The organism is Bradyrhizobium sp. BRP23, from assembly GCF_020194135.1.
In the GTDB taxonomy this organism is placed as follows: domain Bacteria; phylum Pseudomonadota; class Alphaproteobacteria; order Rhizobiales; family Xanthobacteraceae; genus Bradyrhizobium; species Bradyrhizobium yuanmingense.
The window spans coordinates 105,853-129,741 of the sequence record NZ_JADYVW010000008.1 but is presented as its reverse complement, the minus strand read 5'-3'; the positions used below and the strand labels follow the sequence as shown (position 1 = coordinate 129,741).

Here is a 23,889-nt window from a genome sequence, read left to right as displayed (position 1 = left end):
CTTGCTTCTCCCTCTCCCCGTTCTTACGGGGAGAGGGTCGGGGTGAGGGGCTGCTTCCGCAAACACAGTGACAGTTGAGTTCGCGGAGACTCCCCCTCACCCGAATTGCTTCGCAATTCGACCTCTCCCCGCAAGCGGGGCGAGGTGAAGAAAAAGACATCACTGGGGAGAAGACAATGAAGAAGGCCTTCTGGGCTGCGCTGATTGCTGTTCTCGCTGTTGCAGGCGCCGCGCGCGCCGACGATTTTCCCTCGCGTCCCATTACCATCATCGTGCCGTTCGCGGCCGGGGGCCCTTCGGACGCAATGGCGCGGGTGCTCGCCGAGCGTATGCGGGTGCCGCTGGGCCAGCCGGTCGTGGTCGAGAACGTCACCGGAGCAGGCGGCTCGATCGGTGTCGGCCGTGCCGTGCAATCGCCGCCCGACGGCTACACCATCTCGTTCGGCCATCTCGGGACCCACGTCGCCAACGGCGCCGTCTACAAGCTCAAATTCGACCTCGTTGCCGATCTCGAGCCGGTAGTGCTGCTGCCGAGCAACCCGATGATCGTGGTCAGCAAGAATGCGGTGCCGGCGACCTCGCTGAAGGAGCTGATCGACTGGCTGAAGTCGCGACCGTCGCCGCCGACCGCCGGCACGGCCGGCGCGGGCTCCGGCAGCCACATCGCCGGCGTCTATTTCGAGAGCGTCTCCGGCATCAAGCTGCAATACGTGCCGTATCGCGGCACTGCACCGGCATTGAACGATCTCATCGCCGGCCAGATCGACATCATCGTCGACCAGACCTCCAATTCCATCGGCCAGGTCCGCGCCGGCACCATCCGCGCCTACGCCGTCACCGACGACAAACGCCTCGCCTCCGCACCCGAGATCCCGACCGCGGAGGAGGCGGGCCTGAAAGGCTTCAACATGACGCTGTGGTCGGGCATGTGGGTGCCGAAGGGCACACCGAAGGAGATCGTCGCGAAGCTCAACGCCGCGGCCGTGGAGGCGCTGAACGATCCTGCGGTGAGGAAGCAGCTCGAAAGCCAGGGTCTCGAGATGACACCGAAGGATCAGCTCACGCCCGAAGCGCTCGGCACGCGGCAAAAGGCCGAGATCGCGAAATGGTGGCCGATCATCAAGGCGGCCAACATCAAGGTGGATTGAACCGGCGGCGCACTCCTCGCGGCGTCACCGCCGCGTTTGCTGGCGGCGGGGCGCTCACGACGTGGTTTGGTGACCTGGTGCCAGCGCACGGTCCAGGCATTGCATCAGATCCGAGGCGGCGAACGGCTTACCGAGAAAACAGATTGCGCCCGCATCGAGCGCCCGCACACGCACGCCCTCATCCGGGAAAGCTGTGATGAATATGAACGGCGTAGCCGACCCCTGCGCCCGCATCTTTGTCAACAGATCGATTCCGCTCATCAGCGGCATCTGCACGTCGGCGATCACGCACGAGGTGTCGCTCGAATCGGTCGAGCTCAGGAACTCTTCCGCCGAGGCGAATGTGTGGACGTTGTATCCGCGCGATTCCAGGAGATTGTTGATCGCGGCCCGAACGTAGGGGTCGTCGTCAAGCACCGAGATGACCGAAGCCACTGACAAGACGTCCGCTCCTCGCCGGGAATTACGCTTGCCGTCGCCACGGCTAGAACATAAAGGCGCAAGGTGGACCTGCCGGTCACGATTGGAAACTCATACTTAGGTTTGTGCATCGGGCTTGTTCGGGCCGATCCCGAGCGCCTCGCTCATTCTCACCAGATCGGCCAGCGACTTCGCGCCCATCTTCCGCATGATCTGGCCGCGGTAGATCTTGACGGTGATTTCGGCCAATCCGAGCTGGGCGGCGACCTGCTTGTTCATCAGGCCGGACGTCACCAGTGACAATACGTCTCGCTCCCGCGAGGACAGTGACTCGAAGCGTGATCTGACCGTCGAGACCATCCTGTTGAGGTCGCGGCGCTTGCGATCTCGCTCGATCGCGGCCTGAACTGCGTCGAGAATGTCCTGATCGCGGACCGGCTTGGTCAAGAAGTCGATCGCCCCGCTCTTCATGGCCCGAACCGTCATGGGGATATCGCCATGACCGGTAATGAAGATGATAGGCGTGTGGATATTTGCCTTGGCAAGATCGGCCTGCAGCTCGAGGCCGCTCGTTCCGGGCAGGCGGATGTCGAGCACCAGGCAGCTCGGGACGTCTGGCGGCTTGGCCTGCAGGAGCTGCGGCGCCGAGCCGAATGCTTCGACCTTGAGACCGACCGACTCGAACAGATTGGTGAGCGCACGGCGCATGGACGCGTCGTCGTCGACGATGAGGACAAGGGGCTGATCGCCGTCCTTCTGCGGCGGCGAAGATTCCGCGCGCTCGGTCACGATGCTTCCTCTCGGTGGAGGGGCAAGGTGATCTGAAAAGTCGCGCCGCGCTCCTGATTTGGTATGGCGGAAAGTCGTCCGCCATGGGCCTCGATGATCGATCGACAGATCGACAGACCCATGCCCATGCCGGAGGACTTCGTGGTGAAGAACGGCGTGAACAGGCGGTCTATCGCCTGTTCGCTGATGCCGGTTCCGCAGTCGGAAACGCTCACCTGCATCGCGCCATCGCCGCTCGCCTGTGAGCGGATCGCCAGCTCGCGCGGGCGATCGTGGACGTCTGCCATGGCCTCGATCCCGTTCATGATCAGGTTGATCAGGACCTGCTGCAATTGGATGCGATCGCCAAAGATCCTCGGCAGTGCCGACGACAGCTCCATGCGGACGGACACGGCGTGGCTGGCCATTTCGCGTTGAACCAGCGCGACGGCCTCCCGCACGACCGCATTGGCGTCGAGCGGAACCATCTCGATGTCAGAACGCTTGGCGAGCGCCCGAACGTGACGGATCACGTCGCCGGCACGCCTGCCGTCCTCGATGATCCACTCGACCGAGCGGCGGGCCGCTTTGAGATCCGGCGGACTGCGCTGCAGCCAGGCGAGGCAGGCGTCGGCGTTTGCGATCACTGCAGCGAGCGGCTGATTGATTTCGTGCGCAATCGAAGCGGTCAGCTCACCCAGTGTCGTGACACGTGTCACATGGGCGAGCTCGGCCTGGGCCTTGCGCAGCGCGTCTTCGGCTTGGTTGGCCCGGATGGCGGCGGTTACGTCCGTGCAAACGCCACGGTAGCCCAGGAAAGTGCCGTCCGCGTCGAAGAAGGGCTTGCCGCTGGTCCGGACGTAGATCGGCTGCCCACTACGGTCTTTGCTGCGGTACACCAAGTCGCGGAACGGGACGTGGGCGTCGAGCGCCGCTCGATGTTGTCGCCATTTTTCGGGCTCGAGAGCGGCGTCGGGCGCAATGTCCCAACGCGTGAGCCCGATCAGGCCGGCGGGGGCGGTGTTGGTATCGGAGTGCTCGGATATCTGGGTGACCCGGTGGTCCGGCCCGGTTTCCCAGAACCAGTCAGACGCAGTTTCGGCATAATCGCGAAAGCGCTGCTCGCTGTCACGAAGCCTGCGTTCTGCCTCCTTGGTCGCCGTGATGTCGGTGACCGATCCGACGAACTCAACGCGACCGCTAGCATCTCGCGTTGCCCGTGCCACCGCTCGGACGTATTTGATGGAACCGTCGGGCATCACCAGCCGGTATTCGTGATCATAGTCCTTGCCCTCGCGCGCCGCCCGGCCCGTCGTCTGCTGCACGGCGAGCCGGTCCTCCGGATGGATCCGCTGGAGCATGAAGGGGATCGCGGGCTTCGTCCCTTCCTCGCATTCGAAGATGCGATAGGTCTCCTTGGACCAGGTGATCTCGCGGGTTGCGGCCTTCCAGCCAAAACTACCAGTGTGGCTCAATTCCTGCGCCTGGGCGAGATAAGCCTCGCTCTGTCGCAGCGCGTTCTCGGCCTCCTTCCGTTCGGTGATGTTCTCGCAGGCGACCAGCACGATCGGCCCGCCATTGGCCCGCAGCATGGCCTTGGCGTTCTCGCGCACCCATAACTTCGAGCCGTCCTTGCGAACCTTCCGGATTTCCCAGGTGTGTGACTGATCAAGGGTCTTGAGGCACAACGCGACACAGGCGCGGACAGTGGCGCGATCTTCCGCGAGGAAGACATCCAGCACGGATCGGCCGATCAACTCCGCCGGCGTGTAGCCCAGCTGCTCGGCGCCGAATGTGTTCACGTTGATCACGGTACCGGCCGGATCGACCATGAAGTACATGACCGGCGTGTGCTCGAAGACCTGCTGCCACTGCTTGACCGCTTCAAGCAAGTCGGCGGCATTGGCATCGGTGCGCTGCTTGGTAGGAACAGTTTGCCTCAAGCAGCCGACGAGGAATTGCGCGGCTGACTTTCCGAACGTCGCTGCCCGGCCAGGCTTCATCGCTGACGCTCCCGGCACTCTCTGCGTGAACAGGAGTAGAGCACGTTGCGGCCAGAGGAGCAATTCCAGCCAAAGTCGGGTCGGCCGTCATGACGTTCGCCTTTGGACCGTCCGCTCACCGCCAGGTCCATTGCGGCGCCTCAAGGACACCGTGCCGGCCGAGGTTCACGGTGACCGTGCAGCCGGTGCGTCGTGCGCCGTCTCGTTGAACTCGGGCCGCGTGGGCCCGGGCGAATACGGGACAAACTTAGGTATAGCTCCTCCATGCCTAGTCATGTCGGCCATTTTACCTCCGTACAATTGAGCGTTTCGTGCCCGGCGGACTAGCCTCTCGACCATCGGGAGTGTCGAAGCGAACAGCCGAGAAAAGCGCAAGCAACAGAGGGAGACAGCAATGTGCGATATGTCGGTACTTCCTGAGCGTCGCCCATCGGCGTCCGATAGTTGCTCCTCAGTCAAGGGCTGTGCGGTGTGCGGCGGCAAGTTTGGCCTGATCCGCTACTATTCCTGGCGCACGGCGCTCTGCTCCAAGAAGTGCGTTGATCGTTTCCGCACGCGAAGCGAACGCGACCGCCGGTGGTTGTTTCGGGCCCAGGTCGCATAAGGCTGGATTGGAGAGTTGATCCGGGAGGCCGTGCGTTGAACCGCTCATGCAAGCTCTTCTGCTGGATCGTTCTCATCGCCCCCATCGCGGCCGGCCAGGCACAGGAGACGGGACACGGTGCCGTTCATCGCAAGCACCCACCCCAGGACCAGGCGCTGCACGAAAAGTTCTATTCCACCTGGCACATGCCTGATAACCCGAGCCTCAGTTGTTGCAACAGCGCCGACTGTTATCCGACCGACATCAAGTACATCGACGGCCAGATCTATGCGCGGCGCCGGGAGGACGGGAGATACATTCTGATCCCACCGCAAAAGGTGGAGCGAAACAGGGATAATCCGGACGGCCGGAACCATCTGTGCGCTCCACCGCCCGCACTGTCTCCGCTCGACAGCGTTTACTGCTTCGCTTTGGGAGGTGCCACATGAGATTCGCGTTCGTGCTGGTCAACGGCCGGACCCCGTTCCGGCAGACCTCGTGCATGCAGTGCTGCGAGCCGATCAGCGGCAGCTATTTGCGCGAGATCGCGACGCGTCTGCCTTACTGCGATCATCAGTGCTACGCGCTGTTCTGCGAGACGCTCGCCAAAGATGGCGTGAGAGCGGCTTCATGAAATTCGTGGTGGTCAATCACGAGCCGCCGTTGCACGCGGCCGCGTGCAGCACATGCTCGCGGTCGCTCCGCTCCGGCTATGTCCGCCATGCGCGGACGCAGCGCCGTTACTGTGACGACGATTGTTACCGGCGCGGCGAATTCTCCACGCTGTTCATGCACTGGCCGGTGCCTGGGCGGACGGAACCAATCGCCGGCAAGGTCGAGCTCGCCGCTGGCAGCATGATCCAGACGTTGACGGTGATGAGTGCCGTCTGGTGCTGGGGCTGCACGATCACTGCCTGGACCTTCGCGAGAGCTTTGACCGGCGCCTATTTGGACAGTCGCGACCCGATCACGATGGAAGGAGGTGACACCTAGAGCATGATCCGGAAAAGTGTGAAGCGGTTTTCCGAAACGATCATGCTCAAACAATAACGTAAAGCGCGATGACGATTCATCCTAATCGCATCGCGCTTTAGCTGCGCGGCTGCACGCGCGTAGAAGCCGCAGCACCGTATTCTTGCAGGCGCCGCGTCCAGCCCCGGCGGCGTTGATCAGGGAATGGGTGCTGCGGCCGCCGCTGGCTCCGTTGCGCTGGCCTCGTGCGTCACCACGCGCCGGTCGCTCTTGCCGGCGATCATGCTGCTGCCCTCGAACCTTGCCCGGTAGACCAGCACGTTCTCCATCACGCGCTGGACGTAGTTGCGCGTCTCGGACAGCGGGATGCGCTCGACCCAGTCGACCGGATCGATGTTGGGGTCCCGGGGATCACCGCGCTTCTGCACCCATTCACGCACGCGGCCGCGGCCGGCATTGTATCCGGCGAAGGTCATGATCTGGTTACCGCGATATTCCGAGAACAGCGCGCTGAGCTCGGCGGCGCCCATCTGCGTGTTGTAGACGGGGTCGGAGACCATCCTGTCCCAGTCGTAAGTCAGGCCGAAGCGCTTCGCGGTGTCGCGTCCCGCTTCCGGCGTCACCTGCATCAGCCCGACCGCGTTGGCATGCGACTTGTCGCGCTGCTCGAACGAGCTCTCGGTGCGTGCCACCGAATAGATCACGCTGGTCTCGATCGCCGGTGCGACCTGCTTGTGCTCGGGGATGCCGATGGTCGGGAAGGCGTAATGGTCAAGCGCGAGCCCGCGCGCCAGCGCGGTCTTGCCGACCTCCAGCATCACGCGCGCATCGTTGCGCCGGCCCGCAAGCTCGCCGAGCGCTTCCAGCGCGGCGACGTCGGTGCTCTCTTTGGCGAAATCCTCGGCGTAATAGAACACCATGTCGCGCTCGCCGATGCCGTAGAGCATGTCGGCGGCGCGCACGCGCTCGTCCGCAAGCTGCGCATCGGCCGAGGCCAGCACCGGCGAGGGCGGACGCAGTTCGATGCCGTCGAGGCCGAGCCTGGCGCGGGCGAGCTGGCCGTAATAGGCGGTGTGATAGCGCGCCGCCGCCCGGTAGCTCATGCGCGCGTCGGCCGCCGCGCCCATGGCTTCGGCCGCGCGGCCGCGCCAGTAATGCGCCCGCGACAGCGCGATCGGATTGGACGAGCCAGCGTCGATCGAGGCGAAATGCACCATCGCCGTCTTGGGATCGTCGAGATAGCGTAGCGCGATCCAGCCGCACATGAAGTGATAGTCGACGCGGTAGACCTCCTTTTCCGGCACCGCGGCCGTGTGCACCACGTCATAGGCGATCCTGGCCTTGCCCTGATCGAGCAGCTTGCGCGCCAGCATGCGGCGCTCGCGCCACCAGGCATCGGTGTCCTGCGCGGCCATCATGTCGGGCTTGGCAGCGAGGATCACCTCGGCCGCGTCGTCGATGCGGTCGTTCTGAAGATGCCACTGCGCGCGGCACAGCACGTAACCGAGATCGCGTCGCTCCTCGGCCGCGACGTCCTCGAGCAGATCCTTGGCCTTGCTCGCCTTGCCGGTGACGGCGGCGCAGGCCTTCACGATCGCGAGCGCGTCCTCGCCGAGCCGCTTCGCCGCGCGCCGCGCACCTGCATAATCCTTGGCGCCGAGGCGCTTGTCCATGCGCGCGCGGTGATCGTCGGCGGACAGAAGGTCGCCGAACGCCGCATAGGAGTCCTCTTCGCTCCGCTCGGACAGTTCCTCCGCGCGCCAGGTTTCCCGGACCAGCCGCGCAGCCCTGTCGGTCTCACCTTCGGCGAGCAGGACGCGCGCGAGTGCGAACTTGCCCTTGGCGCTGGTCGGGCGATCCATCGTGAACTTGTGCACGATGGCCGCGTCGGCCTTCTCCTGCCACAGCCGTGCCTCGGCACGGCGGCGGAGCAGGGCGCTGCTCGGCCAACCGGGATTGGCGGCGAGGAAGGCGGCGTAGCGCTTGAAATTCGCGGTACTGTCGGGATGGCGCAGCATGAACCAGTCGGCGAGCTTCTGTCCGGCAGGGTCCGTGATGCGGTCGCGCGCAGCGCTCGCGTCTTCGGTCTTGCCCTTGCGCGTCAGGTCGATGGCGTCCTTCAGCGCGGCGAGATCGCCGGTCAGCGGCGGCAGCGCCGGCTTGGCCGCGGGCTCCTCGACCGCCTTCTTCGATTTGCGCTTGGCCTCGGCGTGCTTGCCGTGCCGCGCTTTGCCGGCGGAGGCGTGGCGGTGCTTGCCCGCTTTCGCCTCATGCGTCTTCTTCGGTGCGGATGATTTTTGACTGCTCTTCGCCGCAAGCTCGGTGGGAAGGAGGGCCATCGCGGCCACGGCAACGACACACGCGAGCGAGCGTAGGCACTGGTTCATTGGATGGTCCCCCCTGCGAAAACCACTACAAACCAAGGTCCGCGACATGCGGCTTGCGAATCAAAGTACCGAACGATGCGTCGGCATCGTGTCGCATCCTCAGGCTGTCGCAACAATGCGGCAAAATACGGATTGGAACTGGGGAACTTCCGAAAGGACGGAAGAGGCAGTGGCTTTAACCTTTGTTAACGATCTGGACTCGCGCGACGATTGCGCACGGTACAGGACGCCGGAACGGCCAGATTGCGCGTGTTCCCTCGGCGAAATCCGGTGTATGAGTGCCTTCTCTTCATCCTTTCAACCTTTGCCCTGTACCTATGCCGATTTTCAACCAGTCGATCCGGCGCAAGATCGTCGGCATCGCGCTCGGATTGATCGTCCTGATGCTGGTCACCTCGATCCTGTCGATGGTGATGTCCAGCCAGGTCGGCATTTTGCTCGACGAGCTGACCAACCGCTACATCCCCGCCTATAGCCATCTGGCGCGCGCGAACATCCGCTCGCTGGAACGGGCGCTGGCGCAGCGGCGGATGGTGATGACCAGGATGGAGGCGCCGTCGGACGAGGAGGCCTACGCGGCGCGGCTTCGCGACTTCGAGGCCTTGGACCGCAATTTCGAGCGGGAGGCCGAGGCCGCTCGCAAGCTCATCAACGCGATCATCGACGACCCCAGGACGTATTCCGACAACGCCGCGCTGGCACGGCTCGATGTCCGGATCGAAAGCTCCGTCACCGAGCTGCGGCGCGATCTGGACGAGGGCAATGCGAAACTGCTCAAGCAGGTCGACGCCAAGGATATGGCCGCGGCCCGCGGCACGCTGGAACACCTCGACACGCTGCGCGATGCGTTCAACCGGAAGGTCGATGCGATCCGCGCCGACATGCTGGCGCAGGTCTATTTCTCGACGTCTCAGGTGATCGGCCGCCAGCACCAGACCATCATCGTGTCGGGGGTCGTAACCCTGCTCGCGGCGATCGTCGGCTTCGTGTTTGCGCTGCTGGTGAGTAGCGGCATCACGCGACCGGTGCGCCTGCTGCTGGCCGGCGCCCGCGAGGTCGAGGCGGGCCGGTTCGACAAGCCCATCACCGTCTCGACACAGGACGAGATCGGCGAGCTCGCTGCCGCCTTCAACCGCATGATCGAGCAGCTCAGGCACAACGAGCGCATTCGCGAGACCTTCGGCCGTTACATCGACCCGAAGGTGGTGCAGGGCCTGATCGACCGGCCGGAGGTCGCCATCGACGGTGAGCGCCGGGTGATGACCATCTTGTTCTGCGACATGAGCGGCTTCACCTCGATGAGCGAGGGCATGACGCCGCGCGGCCTCGTCAAGGTGATGAACCACTACTTCACCGTGATGTCCGCTCCCATCAGGAACAATCGCGGGATCATCGACAAATATATCGGCGACGCCATCATGTCCTATTGGGGGCCGCCCTTCATCGAGGAGGATGAGCAGGGTCTGCTCGCAGGGCTCGCCGCCGTCGAGATGACCGATCAGGTGCCCGCGCTGCAGAAGCAGCTGCCGGACCTGCTCGGCATCCGCGCCATGCCGGCGCCGTGCGATCTTCGCATCGGCATCGCCACGGGCGAGGTCCTGACCGGCAGTATCGGTTCCGAGCTGATGATGAGCTTCACCGTGATGGGCGATGCCGTGAATCTCGCCTCGCGGCTGGAGGCCGTCAACAAGGTCTACGGCACCCGCATCCTGATCTCGCAGGCGACCGCGGACGGGATCGGATCGCGCCTGGAATTGCGCGAGATCGATCGTCTGGCGGTCGCGGGCCAAAGCGCGCCGCAGGCGATCTTCGAGCTGATGGCGAGACCGGGCGCGCTCAGCGATGCGCAAGTGAGCTTGCGCACGCATTATGCCGATGGTCTCGCCGCCTATCGTGCGCGGCGCTTCGACGAGGCCCGCGCCGCCTTCAACGCGGCGCTCGAGGCGGTCCCCGGCGACGGCCCCTCGCGCACGATGCTCGGCCGCATCGCTCAATTTGTGGCCAATCCGCCGGATCCCGATTGGGACGGCGTCTGGCGGCTGGAGCAGAAATAGCCGTGCCTTTGCGGTCGGCACGCCGCGCCGGAAAAAAGATGCTACTCCATAACGATGTTCGCCGTGACCTATTTCCCGGGCTTAGGTTGGATGTCCATGAGGCGTCTGATGGGGGACACGCCGATGACACATCTCGAAGACAGGCTGGAACGGTTCGAGACGCTCACCGCCGAATGCGAGCTGATCGCCAAGCTCGCCACCGACAGCAGCAAGCGCGAGTTCTATTTGAAGCTCGGGGAACAGTACCGTCAGCTGGCCGTCGATATCCGGCAGGCGATCGCGACGACGGCTGCGGCCTGAGCCGGCTGAAATCCGTTCTTAACGTTTGGCGCGCATCCTTGGAGCAAGCGAGCATCGCCGGTCGGCGACACTCGTTGGTGGGAAGGCCGGGGTTCGCTGCAATGCAGCGCGCCTCGTGAGTGTGATTTGCCATGTCTGACAGGGCAATCCCATGCGCCTCGTTGCAGTGATCATATTCGCGCTCATGACGGCGGCCTGCGATCAGGAGCAGGACATCACCGGCTCGACGAATGCGGCCTGTCCGTTGCGCAACTACAGCTACAATCCACGCGACATGAACCAGTGCGTCAGCGCCTGCAAAACGTGCGACCGCGGCACGACGGTCACCTGCACGACCTCCTGCACCCTCAAGGGCGCCCGCTGAGCACTTTGCGGATGCGCGGAACCGGTAGGGCACTCGAGCCAATGCCGGCGGTGCTGTAGCACCGGAACGATTCACATGGATTAATCATTGAAGGAGGCGGCAGGACGCGGAGTCCAATGGAATGGGTATGCTCGATCCCGGTCGATTTCTGGTGTCGTGCTCGCATTGCGATGCCTGGCCGATGGCGGCCAATGTGAAACGGTCGAGCTGGTCGGCGTCGCCGCACGAGGTCCGCTTCGTCTGCACGCGTTGCCGCCGCGAAGAAACGGCGATCGTCTCGGCCTCCGGCGAATTGACCCCCATCAAGCGCGTGGATGCCCCGCCACGCGATGTCGCTGTCGCCTGGGCCCAGGCGCAACGCTCGCGCGGGCGGTCCTGATGTTCGGCGTCGCCGTCTCGTCGATGTTTCGCTTCTCTGTCAATCTGCCCGCATAAAAATATTCCGCTTTACCGAAATTCGGAAATGACGTATGTGTCGCCCATCCCGGCTCAATCTCGAGGGGCGATCATGAGGTCGTCATTGTCGCGAGCCGGGCTTGCGGTGGACGCGGCAGCGTCGTGTACGAGAGCTGAGGGCAGGGCGGATTGCTCTCCGTGAGCCCCGAGGCTTCGTACGGACGAGCGGCGCTGTCAGGTTCGTCGCGCCGGCATTTCGATGGCAACGTGCACAACGCCGTCGAACCCTGCGGCGCCAACGAACCGCGCGTACGGCAAAACCGTGTGGTCCTGGCCGTCGTTGCTACGGTCAAGCTCTGGCGAATGCGGCATTGGCGTCAACCGGCGCGGTGCCGGCGACTTTCGCGGGAGCGAGGGAGGCCAGAGGGAACTCGGCTCCCGGGAGAGCGCGGCATAAGCCGTCCGACCATCGCGCAGGGAAGGCCGTGTGTTGGGCTTCACCTGTATGCTGCTGTGCGGTTCTTCCTGCGTGTGCTCTAGCGCAGCGGACCGCGGGTGCCGCCGGCACCCGGCCTTCCCTGCGCCCTCTTGCATCTGAGGGCGGCGAGACGAAGCAAAGCTCGGGCGAAGCAGCCGCGAGGCCGAGTACGCACGTCTGCGTCCACACATTCGGTGTCATCGCCGGCTTGACCGGGCGATCCAGTACTCCGAGACGCCAGTGATTGAATCGAGAGGCCGCGGCGTACTGGATTCCCCGCCTTCGGGGGGAATGACAGTGTTACTTGGAGAACGCAGCGTCGCCTCACACTCCGTCATTGCGAGCGCAGCGACTTGTCCGCCGAAGCCTTTGGCGAAGGCGGAAGCAATCCAGAATCTTTCCGCGGCGGGATTCTGGATTGCTTCGTCGCAAGGGCTCCTCGCAATGACGAGGAGGAGAGAGCGAGCGCTACTCTCTCGTGCCCCGGACGCAGCGCAGCGTCCCCCCGGCGATGCGAAGCATCGTCCGGTTCGACGATGCGCTGCCGAGCCGGGGCCCATCCATCTGCGCCGTACCATGTCGCCCTGGGTCCCGGCTCTGCGCCGCAACGCCCCGCGCGTTGCAACTTGTCCGGGACACGAGCGATGCGCATCGCTTCGCGTGGGGCTGCCGCCGACTCACTTCGGGAATGCCCCGCCTGTCGTCCAGAGTGGATGTTCTGTGCCTTCCGAAAGATCTCAGGTTGTGGATCGTCACTTTAGCGAGGTATCGCCGTAAGCAAACCCGTGTCTTCCCGGTAACGATTGTGCTGTCTGTGCAACACCCACATCGGATTTAACCCTTATCACCGGCGGTTCGCATCGCCGCCGCTTTTTGGCCACACCCGAACATGAATAAAATCGCTCTAATGTTTTAAGGGCAGTGGCGGTCTTCGAAGGCGACGAGAAAATCCCAAGGTCGATTCAAATCTTGGCTCTGATTTTTCGGGTCTGAAAGGGTTGGCCGGACAAGCTGGTTGCGATGGGCGCGAAGATCAACAAGCAAAGGCTGCCGAGCCGTCACGTGACGGAAGGCCCTGCGCGCGCGCCGCACCGGTCCTATTTCTACGCCATGGGTCTTACCACCGAGCAGATCCACCAGCCCTTCGTCGGCGTCGCCTCGTGCTGGAACGAAGCTGCTCCCTGCAACATCGCGCTGATGCGTCAGGCGCAGGCGGTGAAGAAAGGCGTCGCGTCCGCCGGCGGCACGCCGCGCGAATTCTGCACCATCACCGTGACCGACGGCATCGCCATGGGCCATGACGGCATGCGCTCCTCGCTGCCGTCGCGCGAATGCATCGCCGATTCGGTCGAGCTGACCGTGCGCGGCCATGCCTATGACGCGCTCGTCGGGCTCGCCGGCTGCGACAAGTCGCTGCCGGGCATGATGATGGCGATGGTCCGCCTCAACGTGCCCTCGATCTTCATCTATGGCGGCTCGATCCTGCCCGGCAATTTCCGCGGGCAGCAGGTCACCGTGCAGGACATGTTCGAGGCGGTCGGCAAGCATTCGGTCGGCGCCATGTCGGACGAGGACCTCGACGAGATCGAGCGCGTCGCCTGTCCCTCGGCCGGCGCCTGCGGCGCGCAGTTCACCGCCAACACCATGGCGACCGTGTCTGAGGCGATCGGCCTCGCGCTGCCTTACTCGGCCGGTGCCCCCGCACCGTATGAAATCCGTGACGCCTTCTGCATGACCGCGGGCGAGAAGGTGATGGACCTGATCGCCCAGAACATCCGGCCGCGCGACATCGTTACCCGCAAGGCGCTGGAGAATGCGGCCGCCGTGGTCGCTGCATCCGGCGGCTCGACCAATGCTGCGCTGCACCTGCCTGCGATCGCGCACGAGGTCGGCATCAAGTTCGACCTGTTCGACGTCGCTGAAATCTTCAAAAAGACACCATATGTCGCGGATTTGAAGCCGGGTGGCCGTTATGTCGCCAAAGACATGTTTGAAGTAGGTGGCATACCGCTTCTGATGAAGACGCTGCTCGACAACGGCTTCCTGCACGGTGATTGCCTTACCGTCACGGGCCGCACGATCGCCGAAAACCTCAAGAGCGTGAAATGGAATCCGCACCAGGACGTGGTGCACCCGGCAGACAAGCCCATCACCGTGACAGGCGGTGTGGTCGGCCTGAAGGGCAATTTGGCGCCAGAAGGTGCGATCGTGAAAGTCGCGGGAATGTCCAACCTCAGGTTTACCGGTCCGGCCAGGTGCTTCGACCGTGAGGAGGACGCGTTCGAGGCGGTCCAGAATCGCACCTACCGCGAAGGCGAAGTCATCGTGATCCGCTACGAGGGGCCGAAGGGCGGTCCCGGCATGCGGGAAATGCTCCAGACCACGGCAGCGCTGACCGGCCAGGGCATGGGCGGCAAGATCGCGCTCATCACCGACGGCCGCTTCTCCGGCGCCACCCGCGGCTTCTGCATCGGCCATGTCGGGCCGGAGGCGGCGGTCGGCGGCCCGATCGGGCTGCTCGAGGACGGCGACGTCATCGAGATCGACGCGGTGGCCGGTACTCTTAACGTAAAATTGAGCGACGCCGAGCTCGCCCAGCGCAGAACCAAATGGAGCGCCCGCGCGACTAACCACACGTCGGGTGCGCTCTGGAAATATGCTCAGCAGGTTGGACCGGCGGTCGGGGGGGCAGTGACCCATCCGGGCGGCGCGCACGAGAAACAGTGCTATGCGGACATTTAGGCGTGCCACAGTTGCGTTTGTGTTGGGGGCGGCTGCGCTGGCCGCGCCGGCGTTCGGCTTCGACGGTGCGCCGGTCAACCCGAAGGACGCCACCATCCCGGTCGTGACGACCTTGCCCGGCGCTGCGGGTGCGGTGCGCACCAAGGTTCCGCCGCAGGTCGCGACCCAGGAAACCTCGCTCAGCGCCTTGCAATATGCCGCCGAGGGCGGCCACCCCATCGCGCAGTGGAAGCTCGGCCGCATGTACGCCAACGGCGACGGCGTCGCCCAGGACGATTTGCGTGCCTTCGAATATTTCAGCCGGATCGCGAACGCGCATGCCGAGGACAGCCCGTCGGCGCCGCAGGCGCAGATCGTGGCCAACGCCTTCGTCGCCCTCGGCCGCTACTATCTGGCCGGCATCCCGAATTCGAAGGTCAAGGCCGACCCGGACCGCGCCCGCGAGATGTTCTCCTATGCCGCATCCTATTTCGGCAACGCGGACGCGCAGTACGACCTCGCCCGTCTGTACCTGAAGACCCCGGACGCCTCGCGCGAGGACTACCGCTATGGCGCGCGCTGGCTTGGCCTCGCCGCGCAGAAGGGCCAGCACCAGGCCCAGGCCTTGCTCGGCCAGATGCTGTTCAACGGCGACCGCCTGCCGCGGCAGGCCGCGCGCGGCCTGATGTGGCTGACGCTGGCGCGCGACAGCGCCGGTGCCGACGAGGTCTGGATCAAGGAAAGCTACAACCGCGCCTTCGCCAAGGCCTCCGACGACGACCGCGCTATGGCCCTGCAAATGCTGGAGCAATGGGTGCAGGGGCGTCGGGAGTGATCGGCTGAGGCGGCCTTAAGCCGCCTCGAGATCCAGATCCGCCCACACCGGCACGTGGTCCGACGGCTTTTCCCAGCCGCGCACATAGCTGTCGATGCCGACATTGGCGAGCTTGTCGCTGGCCTGCGGCGACAGCAGCAAGTGGTCGATCCGCAGCCCCTGGTTCTTCTGCCAGGCCCCGGCCTGGTAGTCCCAGAACGTGTAGAGCCCGCCCTCGTCGGTGACGGCGCGCAAGGCGTCGCTGAGGCCGAGGCCGAGCAGGGACTGGAAGCTCTCGCGCGTCTCGGTCTTGAACAAGGCGTCCTCGGTCCAGGCGGCCGGATTGTGCACGTCGCGGGCATGCGGGATGACGTTGAAGTCGCCGGCCAGGATCAGCGGGACCTCCTCCTTGAGTCGCTCCTTCGAATAATCAAGAAGCCGCGACATCCATTTGAGCTTGTAGGGATATTTATCGGTCCCGACCGGATTGCCATTGGGCAGATAGAGGCAGGCGATGCGCAGCACCCCTCGCTTCAGCGTGACCACGCCTTCGAGGAAGCGGGCATGGCTATCCTCGTCGTCGCCGGCAAGGCCCGACTTGGTCTCGTCGAACCTGAGCTTGGACAGCAGGGCGACGCCGTTGAACGTCTTCTGCCCGTGCGTCACCACGTTGTAGCCGAGTGCCTCGATCTCCAGCCGCGGAAAGGCCTCGTCGACGCACTTGATCTCCTGCAGGCAGACGATGTCCGGCTGGCACTCTTTCAGCCAGGTCAGGAGCAGATCGATCCGCTGCCGGACCGAGTTCACGTTCCAGGTGGCTACTCTGATGGGCATTGGGAGGGCTCCGGGCGGGGGGGGTCTTGGTTAGAACAAAATGCAAACGCACCCGTCAAGCCGGCCGCAAAATCTCCCACAAAATTAACCCGGCTTAAGCAGGCCGCAGGCCATTGATCGTCAAGAGGTTCCTCGGATGGATGGCCGGACAAGGCGATGAATCGAACTCAGCCGCGTGACGGCCTGATCGGCGCGTTCCTGTATTGGCTCGGCGGCTTCGAGATCGAGGACGGTCTGACCGCCGATCTCAGCGAGCGCGAGATCCGCCGCATCCGCGCCAAGCAGATCGACGCGGTGACCCAGCTGATCCCCGTGACGATGGCCGTGACGATGTTGAACGTCGCCATCGTGCTGATCCTGTTCTGGGGCAGGGGCTGGAACGACTTCCTCGCGATCTGGGGCCTGACGCTCGCCGCCACCGCTTCGCTCGCGGTGCGCGCGTGGCACAAGTCGCATCAGAACCCGCCGCAGGAGACATCGCCGCACGCGGCGCGGCAGATGCTGCGGCAGGCGTTTTTTCTCGCCGCGATCTGGGGCGCGCTGCCGCTCGCTCTGTTCAGCCGCATCGAGCCGACCAGTCAATTGCTCCTGGCCTGCCTGATGGTCGGCATGATGTCCGGCGGCGCTTTCACGCTCTCGACCTTCCCGCGCGCGGGCCTCGTCTATCTCGCGACCATGACGATCGCCTGCGCCGGTGCGCTGCTCCTGTGCGGCACCGGCCCATATCTGGTGACCGCCGTGTTCCTGCTGCTGTTCGCATTCTTCATGGCGCGCAACATCGTCTCCCAGGGCAACCTCTTCCTCGGCAATCTCAAGGCCCAGCTCGAGCTCGAGCGCCAGACCGAGATCATCTCGCTGCTGCTGAAGGATTTTCAGGAGAACGCCAGCGACTGGCTCTGGCAGACCGATGCCGAGGGACGCCTCGTCGACGTGCCGCAACGCTTCGCGGACGTCGCGCAGCTGCCGCTTCCGCTGCTGAAAGGCGCGCAGTTCGCCGACGTGCTCGACATGCTCTGCCCCGAGGACAAGTCAGCGGCCTACAACATCGTCGGCCTGATGGAGCAGGCCGAGCCGCTGCACGAGATGAATCTCAAGGTCGTCGCCGGCGGCGAGGCCCGGCTGTGGTCGCTGACGGCGAAGCCGGCCCATGATCGTGACGGTCATTTCCTGGGCTATCGCGGCTTCGGGCGCGACGTCACCGAGCGCTGGCGCGCGGAAAAGGCCGAGGCCGAAAGCCGCGCCAAGTCAGACTTCCTGGCGGTGATGAGCCACGAGATCCGCACGCCCATGAACGGCGTGCTCGGTCTTGCCAGCATGCTCCTCGAAACCAGGCTCGATCCGGAGCAGCGCGAGGCCGTCACCACGATCCGCGAGTCCGGCGACAACCTCCAGCGCATCCTCAACGACATTCTCGACCTCTCCAAGCTGGAAGCTGGCCGCTTCCAGTTCGAGGCGATCGACTTCGCGCCGCGGGCGCTGGTCGAGACGGTTGCGACCGTGGTGCGCGCCAGCGCCAAGAGCAAGGGGCTCACGGTCAAGGTCGAGCTTGATCCGAACCTGCCGCCGACGCTCCGCGGCGACGCCGCGCGCATCCGCCAGGTGCTGCTCAATCTCGCCTCCAACGCGGTGAAGTTCACCGACGAAGGCGAGGTGACGATATCGGCGACCTGCCAGGCGCGGCGCGACCTGCTGGCGACCGTCGAATGGACGGTGACCGACAGCGGCATCGGTATCGCGCCCGACAAGCTCGACCTGCTGTTCAGCGACTTCGCCCAGGCTGATGCCTCGATCAGCCGCCGCTTCGGCGGCACTGGCCTCGGCCTTGCCATCAGCAGGCGGATCATCGAGCAGATGGGCGGCACGATCGGCGTCATCTCGACGCCGGGAGAGGGCTCGACCTTCCGCTTCACGCTGGTCCTGCCCTGGAGCCAGGCGCAGGCGTCCGATCAGGCTGGCGGCCGCGACGAAGCCGACGAGCTCCAGGCCCGGATCTCCGGTCTCGACCGGCCGCTGAAGGTGCTGGTCGCGGAGGACGATGCGGTCAACCGCATGGTCGTGAGCAAGATGCTGGGGGCATTCGACATCGAGCTGCGTGTCGTCACCGACGGGACCGAAGCCGTCGCGGCAGCCTGCGAGGGCAATTACGACGTCGTGCTGATGGACGTGCGCATGCCCGACATGGACGGGCTCGCCGCCACCCGCGCGATCCGCGCGCAAGGCGAGCGCTTCGAAGCCTTGCCGATTGTCGCGCTGACCGCCAACGCCTTCCCCGAGGACATCAAGATCTGCCGCGAAGCCGGCATGTCGGACTTCCTGGCCAAGCCGCTGCGCAAGCCGGCACTGGTCGGAGCGCTCCTGCGGGCGCTGGACGGTCACGTCATGTCGGAGGACGCACCGCTCCAGCCGACGTTGATGCCGGTCGAGGTGGCTTGGACGGAGGAGGAAAGGCAGATAACGGGCGCGTAGGTGCGCTAGACCGAGAAGCTCGTCCCGCAGCCGCAGGACGCGGTGGCGTTGGGATTGTTGACGCGGAACGAGGCGCCGATCAGGTCGTCGACGAAATCGACCTGCGACCCCGCCAGGAACGGCTGGGAGGCGGAATCGACCAGCACCACCGCATTGTCCTGCTCGATCACGAGATCGTCGTCGGTGCGGGCGCGGTCGATGTCGAACTTGTACTGGAAGCCGGAGCAGCCGCCGCCCTCGACCGAAATGCGCAGCATCGCGCCCGAGCCTTCGCCCTTGAGGATCTCCCCAATCCGGCGTGCGGCCCGGTCGCTGATGGTCACGGCAGTCGTCATTGCTGGTCTCCAATAGTCCCGGCGTCATACCCAATTCATTTGGTATCCCGCGCCCGACATAGTTAAGTGCCACCATACGCAGAATCAAATGGGTAGGGACTAAATTCGCCGTGTCCGTCGGAATGGCAGCCCCCCGCGCGCCCTATGCCTGCGACCCCGATCGCAGCCGCGGCCGACTGGTCGCCGAGCCCCCGAGCCGGACTCGCAGCCCGTTCCGGCGCGATTGCGATCGGGTGATCCATTCCACCGCGTTCCGCCGCCTCAAGTACAAGACCCAGGTGTTCGTGTTCCACGAGGGCGACCACTACCGCACCCGGCTGACCCATTCGCTGGAGGTGGCCCAGATCGCCCGCGCGCTGGCCCGCCAGCTCGGGCTCGACGAGGACCTCACCGAAACTCTGGCGCTCGCGCACGATCTCGGTCATCCGCCGTTCGGGCATGCCGGCGAGCGGGCCCTGGACGCCTGTCTGAAGGCGTTCGGGGGCTTCGACCACAATGCCCAGACGCTGCGCGTCGTGGCTTCGCTCGAGCACCGCTATCCCGAGTTCGACGGGCTCAACCTGACCTGGGAATCGCTGGAAGGCATCGTCAAGCATAACGGTCCGCTGACCGACCGCAGCGGCGCCCCGGTCGGGGGCTACCGCGAGCATGGCGTTCCCGTCGGGATCGCCGACTACGTCAAGACCTACGATCTCGAATTGTGGAGCTTCGCCTCGCTGGAGGCGCAGGTCGCCGCGATCGCCGACGACATCGCCTATGATGCCCACGACATCGATGACGGTCTGCGCGCCGGCCTGTTCCAGCTCGACGATCTCAAGGTGATGCCGCTGACGGCGGAGATCATCGCCGAGACTGCGGCGCATTATCCCGATCTTGAAGACGTCCGGCGCGGTGCTGAGCTGGTGCGCGAGCTGATCTCGCACCTGATCGGAGCGGTGTTTGCGGAGACAGGGAAGAACCTCGCGGCCGTGAAGCCGCAATCGGCCCAGGATGTCCGCCGGCAGAGCCGGGCGCTGGTCGCGTTCCCCGCCGAAGTGGCCGAGGAAGAGGCCGCCATCAAACGCTTCCTGTACCAGCACATGTACCGCCACGCGCGGGTGATGCGGGTGATGGGCGAGGCCGAGCAGATCCTGTTTGACCTGTTCGCAAAATACCTGAAATCCCCCAGCGAGCTGCCGCCGGAATGGCTGCTGGGGTCGGAGGCGGACGATGAGGGCGACCGGGCCCGTCGGATCGGCAATTTCATCGCCGGAATGACCGACCGTTTCGCCCTGACCGAGCACCAGCGGCTCTTTGACTCGACCCCGGATTTGCGTTAGGCGGCGGCCATGCCCCAGACATCCTCATCGCTGCATCTGTTCGCCGACGTGCTCGCACGCGTGCACGGCGCCTGCCGCGCGCTTGCGGCGGATTCCAGCTGGCCCGAGGGCATCGATTTCTCCCGCGTCGTCGTCGAGCCGCCGCGCGATGCCTCCCATGGCGACATGGCGACCAACGCCGCCATGGTGCTTGCGAAAGAGGCAAAGGCAAAGCCGCGCGATCTCGCCGAGCAGATTGCCGAACGGCTGCGTGCCGACGCGCTCATCGCCAGGGTCGATGTCGCCGGTCCCGGCTTCATCAATCTGACGCTGAAGCCGGCCGCCTGGGCCGAGGCGCTGCGTACGGTGCTGCGCGAAGGCGCCGATTACGGCCGCATCCGGGGCGGCGCCAAGGTCAATGTCGAATACGTGTCGGCCAATCCGACCGGGCCGATGCATGTCGGCCATTGCCGCGGCGCCGTATTCGGCGACGCGCTGGCCAGCCTGCTCCAGTTCGCCGGTCACGACGTCACGCGCGAATATTACATCAACGACGCCGGCGCCCAGGTCGACGTGCTCGCGCGCTCGGCCTTCCTGCGGTATCGCGAGGCGCTCGGCGAGGACATCGGCGCGATCCCGGAAGGGCTCTATCCCGGCGACTACCTCAAGCCGGTCGGGCAGGCGCTGGCGACGGAGCATGGCGACAAGCTGCTCGCGATGAGCGAGGCCCAGTGGCTGCCGACCGTGCGCGCCAAGGCCATCGCGATGATGATGGACGAGATCAAGGACGATCTCGCCGCCCTCAACATCCGCCACGACGTGTTCTTCTCCGAGCGCTCCCTGATCGAGACCGGCAACAACAAAGTTGCGGAGACCATCGACTTCCTGAAGGCCAAGGGCGACATTTACGAAGGCCGCCTGCCGCCGCCGAAGGGCGCGCCGGTCGAGGATTGGGAAGACCGCGAGCAGCTGCTATTCAGGGCGACCGCCTACGGCGACGACGTCGATCGTCCGCTGATCAAGTCGGATGGTTCCTACACCTACTTCGCCTCCGACATCGCCTACCACAAGAATAAGTTCGACCGCGGCTTTGCCGAGATGATCGACGTCTGGGGCGCGGATCATGGCGGCTACATCAAGCGCATGCAGGCGGCGGTGAAAGCGACGACCTCGGGCAAGGGATCGCTCGACGTCAAAATCGTCCAGCTGGTGAAGCTCTTGCGTAACGGCGAGCCGGTGAAGATGTCCAAGCGGAGCGGGGACTTCGTCACCTTACGTGAAGTGGTGGATGAAGTCGGCCAGGACGCCGTCCGCTTCATGATGCTGTACCGGAAGAACGACGCGGTGCTCGATTTCGACCTCGCCAAGGTCATGGAACAGTCGCGCGACAACCCGGTGTTCTACGTCCAGTACGGCCATGCTCGCGGTCACTCGATCTTCCGCAATGCTCGCGCCGAGGTGTTCCCGGAACTCCCGGAGGATGCCGGCGCGCGGATCGCATGGCTCGCTGAGTCGGCGGTGGAACGGCTGTCGGACCCCGTCGAGCTCGATCTTCTTAAGCGCCTCGCAATTTATCCGCGCATGCTGGAAGCTGCCGCCGCGGCCCATGAGCCGCACCGAATTGCCTTTTATCTCTATGATTTAGCCAGCGAATTTCATGCACTTTGGACGAAAGGGCGCGATTTGCCCTATTTACGCTTCATTATCAATAATGATGCAGATCTTACAAAGGCGCGATTGGCAATGGTCCAGGGCGTCGTCTCGGTCCTGGCATCGGGCCTCGCCATCCTCGGCGTCCATGCCCCGGACGAGATGCGGTAGTTTGGGGCGAACTACTTAAGGGGAATTCGGGGGTAACCGGCAGAAGCCGGATCGCTTAGACTTGGTTGAAAGCCTTGTGGGTTGAAAGCCGTGCCTTGGTCGAGGGGCGCGCGGCTTTCCCGAAGGGACGCATCATCACGATGGCCGAACGATATCAGGACAGACCGTTTCCTTCCGATGACTATGGTCGCGGCGGCGACCAGCATGGGAAGGCGGATAGCGATCCGTTGGCCGAGCTCGCCCGTCTGATCGGGCAGACCGATCCGTTTGCAGCGCAGTCGCGTCCGCCGGTCCAGAGCTATCAGGACCACGATTACCGCCAGCTCGATGATCAGCAGGACTACGCGGAGCAGGCACCGTCGCCGCCCTCATGGATGCGGCGTGCCAACGTGCAACCGCAGCCGGCACCCGCGCCGGAGCCTGACTATCCGGTCACCGTAAGCCCGGTCCACCCGCTGCATCGCTACGCCGCCAAGTCTGCCGCGCCCGAGCCTGTCGTTTATCAGCCCCAGGCCTATCAGGACACCTATCAAGATCAGGCTCATCAAGATCAGGCTCATCAGGAGCAGGCCTATCAGCAGCATGGTCAGGCCTACCAGGAGCAATCCTATCAGGAGCCGTATGCGCAGCCCGATCCGTCGCGCTACGACGATGCGCTCTATGGTCGGCTGGAGACAGGCGAGCAGGACTATCAGCGCGAGCCGGCCTATCCCGACGACCCTTACGCCGACCAGAGCGACTATCCGGAGGACGAGGTCGAGGAGCCGAAGAAGCAGCGCGGCGGCATGATGACGGTCGCGGCGATCCTGGCGCTTGCCGTGCTCGGCACCGGTGCTGCATTCGCCTACAAGACCTATATCGGCTCGCCTCGCAGCGGCGAGCCGCCGATCATCAAGGCCGACAACACCCCGACCAAGATCGTGCCGGCGCCGACGGACTCCGCGGCCAAGGTGCCGGATCGCATGGTCAGCGGTGACGGCACTGAAAAGATCGTGCCGCGCGAGGAGGCGCCCGTCGACGTCAACGCCAAGGCGGGCGGGCCGCGCGTGGTGTTCCCGCCGCTGAACCAGAATGCGAATCCGCCCTCGGTGGCGAGCGTGTCACCATCCACCGTGCCGCCGCCGAGCGCGGGTCCGAGCCCGAGCAACGGCACGCTGCCGAACAATTCGCCGCGCGCGATCAGGACCGTTGCGGTGAAGGGCGATCAGACCGATAGCGCCGTGCCGCAATCGGCCGCCGCCAAGCCGGCGCCCGCGGCGCCGAAGCCCGTTGCCGCGCCGGTTGCGCCCGCCGCGCCGCGCAATCCGCCGACCTCGGCCAATGCCAGCGCCAACCAGCCGATGTCGCTGGCGCCGCAATCGTCCCCGTCGGCCGAGCCGCCGCAGCGGATAGCTGCGACCAACCCGACGCAGATCGCGCCCACCAGCAGCGGTGGCGGCTACATCGTGCAAGTCTCCTCGCAGCAGAGCGAGGATAGCGCCGCCGCATCCTACCGGGTGCTTCAGAGCAAATACGGCAGCGTGCTCGGCTCCCGTTCGCCCGTCATCAAGCGTGTCGACCTCACCGACAAGGGCAAGGGAGTCGTCTACCGCGCCTTCGCCGGCCCCTATGGTTCGGCCGAGGAAGCGACGCAAGCCTGCAACAATCTGAAGTCCGCAGGCCTGTCTGCCTGCTTCGTCCAGAGGAATTAACGGTCGTTTCCTTGACCCCCTCGCGGGGCAGAGTTA

The 23,889-nt window shown here is 64.8% G+C and carries 20 protein-coding genes; 14 read left to right on the top strand and 6 right to left on the bottom strand.

The window, feature by feature from the left end:
- The first annotated feature begins 176 nt into the window (after positions 1 to 176).
- The gene (locus I6F24_RS22385; RefSeq protein ID WP_036031651.1) at positions 177 to 1,148 is read left to right on the top strand and encodes a tripartite tricarboxylate transporter substrate binding protein BugD; all 972 of its coding nucleotides are present in this window, start codon (positions 177 to 179) and stop codon (positions 1,146 to 1,148) included.
- A 54-nt stretch (positions 1,149 to 1,202) separates the two neighbouring features.
- Here the strand turns inward: I6F24_RS22385 and I6F24_RS22380 are convergent, their stop codons facing one another.
- The 3 genes from I6F24_RS22380 to I6F24_RS22370 form a co-directional block, all read right to left on the bottom strand.
- The gene (locus I6F24_RS22380) at positions 1,203 to 1,589 is read right to left on the bottom strand and encodes a response regulator (protein ID WP_036031653.1); all 387 of its coding nucleotides are present in this window, start codon (positions 1,587 to 1,589) and stop codon (positions 1,203 to 1,205) included.
- 96 nt (positions 1,590 to 1,685) lie between these two features.
- Positions 1,686 to 2,357: a response regulator transcription factor gene (locus I6F24_RS22375; RefSeq protein WP_036031655.1), complete on the bottom strand. Its 672-nt coding sequence runs from the start codon at positions 2,355 to 2,357 to the stop codon at positions 1,686 to 1,688.
- Positions 2,354 to 4,339: a PAS domain S-box protein gene (locus I6F24_RS22370; protein WP_036031657.1), complete on the bottom strand. Its 1,986-nt coding sequence runs from the start codon at positions 4,337 to 4,339 to the stop codon at positions 2,354 to 2,356. Before I6F24_RS22370 ends, I6F24_RS22375 begins: the two co-directional genes overlap by 4 nt.
- A gap of 639 nt (positions 4,340 to 4,978) precedes the next feature.
- On the opposite strand from I6F24_RS22370, the gene I6F24_RS22365 reads away from it, so the two are divergent.
- From I6F24_RS22365 to I6F24_RS22355, 3 genes are read left to right on the top strand one after another with little or no spacing between them, the layout of a single operon-like run.
- Positions 4,979 to 5,371 carry a hypothetical protein gene (locus tag I6F24_RS22365; protein WP_036031659.1) on the top strand — a complete coding sequence of 131 codons (393 nt, stop codon included), beginning with the start codon at positions 4,979 to 4,981 and terminating at the stop codon, positions 5,369 to 5,371.
- Positions 5,368 to 5,556, top strand: coding sequence for a hypothetical protein (locus I6F24_RS22360; protein ID WP_036009825.1), 189 nt, complete (start codon positions 5,368 to 5,370; stop codon positions 5,554 to 5,556). Before I6F24_RS22365 ends, I6F24_RS22360 begins: the two co-directional genes overlap by 4 nt.
- Positions 5,553 to 5,915, top strand: coding sequence for a hypothetical protein (locus tag I6F24_RS22355; RefSeq protein WP_036031661.1), 363 nt, complete (start codon positions 5,553 to 5,555; stop codon positions 5,913 to 5,915). Before I6F24_RS22360 ends, I6F24_RS22355 begins: the two co-directional genes overlap by 4 nt.
- Positions 5,916 to 6,091: 176 nt before the next feature.
- On the opposite strand, the gene I6F24_RS22350 is transcribed toward I6F24_RS22355, so the two are convergent.
- On the bottom strand, positions 6,092 to 8,281 hold the full coding sequence (locus tag I6F24_RS22350) for a lytic transglycosylase domain-containing protein (RefSeq protein ID WP_036031662.1): 2,190 nt from the start codon (positions 8,279 to 8,281) through the stop codon (positions 6,092 to 6,094).
- 317 nt (positions 8,282 to 8,598) lie between these two features.
- On the opposite strand from I6F24_RS22350, the gene I6F24_RS22345 reads away from it, so the two are divergent.
- From I6F24_RS22345 to I6F24_RS22320, 6 genes are all read left to right on the top strand, one after another.
- A complete protein-coding gene (locus I6F24_RS22345; protein WP_036009819.1) occupies positions 8,599 to 10,335 on the top strand; it encodes an adenylate/guanylate cyclase domain-containing protein in 1,737 nt (578 codons plus the stop codon).
- A gap of 123 nt (positions 10,336 to 10,458) precedes the next feature.
- Entirely contained in the window at positions 10,459 to 10,635 is a 177-nt protein-coding gene (locus I6F24_RS22340; RefSeq protein WP_167361664.1) for a hypothetical protein, read from the top strand.
- Positions 10,636 to 10,786: 151 nt separating this feature from the next.
- A complete protein-coding gene (locus I6F24_RS22335) occupies positions 10,787 to 10,999 on the top strand; it encodes a hypothetical protein (RefSeq protein WP_036031666.1) in 213 nt (70 codons plus the stop codon).
- A gap of 121 nt (positions 11,000 to 11,120) precedes the next feature.
- Entirely contained in the window at positions 11,121 to 11,378 is a 258-nt protein-coding gene (locus I6F24_RS22330) for a hypothetical protein (protein ID WP_036009816.1), read from the top strand.
- 1,515 nt (positions 11,379 to 12,893) lie between these two features.
- Positions 12,894 to 14,615: a dihydroxy-acid dehydratase gene (gene ilvD / locus I6F24_RS22325; RefSeq protein WP_036012786.1), complete on the top strand. Its 1,722-nt coding sequence runs from the start codon at positions 12,894 to 12,896 to the stop codon at positions 14,613 to 14,615.
- Positions 14,602 to 15,429 carry a tetratricopeptide repeat protein gene (locus I6F24_RS22320; RefSeq protein ID WP_057029289.1) on the top strand — a complete coding sequence of 276 codons (828 nt, stop codon included), beginning with the start codon at positions 14,602 to 14,604 and terminating at the stop codon, positions 15,427 to 15,429. The genes ilvD and I6F24_RS22320 overlap by 14 nt, the downstream gene beginning before the upstream one ends.
- A 15-nt stretch (positions 15,430 to 15,444) precedes the next feature.
- On the opposite strand, the gene xth is transcribed toward I6F24_RS22320, so the two are convergent.
- A complete protein-coding gene (gene xth / locus I6F24_RS22315) occupies positions 15,445 to 16,242 on the bottom strand; it encodes an exodeoxyribonuclease III (protein WP_036028256.1) in 798 nt (265 codons plus the stop codon).
- 156 nt (positions 16,243 to 16,398) lie between these two features.
- On the opposite strand from xth, the gene I6F24_RS22310 reads away from it, so the two are divergent.
- Complete coding sequence (locus I6F24_RS22310) at positions 16,399 to 18,708, top strand: ATP-binding protein (protein ID WP_036028252.1); 2,310 nt, start codon at positions 16,399 to 16,401, stop codon at positions 18,706 to 18,708.
- Between the two features lie 5 nt (positions 18,709 to 18,713).
- Here the strand turns inward: I6F24_RS22310 and erpA are convergent, their stop codons facing one another.
- Complete coding sequence (gene erpA / locus I6F24_RS22305) at positions 18,714 to 19,043, bottom strand: iron-sulfur cluster insertion protein ErpA (RefSeq protein WP_024342679.1); 330 nt, start codon at positions 19,041 to 19,043, stop codon at positions 18,714 to 18,716.
- A gap of 110 nt (positions 19,044 to 19,153) precedes the next feature.
- Here erpA and I6F24_RS22300 point away from each other — a divergent pair, with 110 nt between their 5' ends.
- The 3 genes from I6F24_RS22300 (at position 19,154) to I6F24_RS22290 (ending at position 23,853) form a co-directional block, all read left to right on the top strand.
- A complete protein-coding gene (locus I6F24_RS22300) occupies positions 19,154 to 20,362 on the top strand; it encodes a deoxyguanosinetriphosphate triphosphohydrolase (RefSeq protein WP_036028249.1) in 1,209 nt (402 codons plus the stop codon).
- 9 nt (positions 20,363 to 20,371) lie between these two features.
- The gene (gene argS / locus I6F24_RS22295) at positions 20,372 to 22,162 is read left to right on the top strand and encodes an arginine--tRNA ligase (RefSeq protein ID WP_036028247.1); all 1,791 of its coding nucleotides are present in this window, start codon (positions 20,372 to 20,374) and stop codon (positions 22,160 to 22,162) included.
- A gap of 140 nt (positions 22,163 to 22,302) precedes the next feature.
- A complete protein-coding gene (locus I6F24_RS22290) occupies positions 22,303 to 23,853 on the top strand; it encodes an SPOR domain-containing protein (protein WP_074448025.1) in 1,551 nt (516 codons plus the stop codon).
- Positions 23,854 to 23,889: the final 36 nt, after the last annotated feature.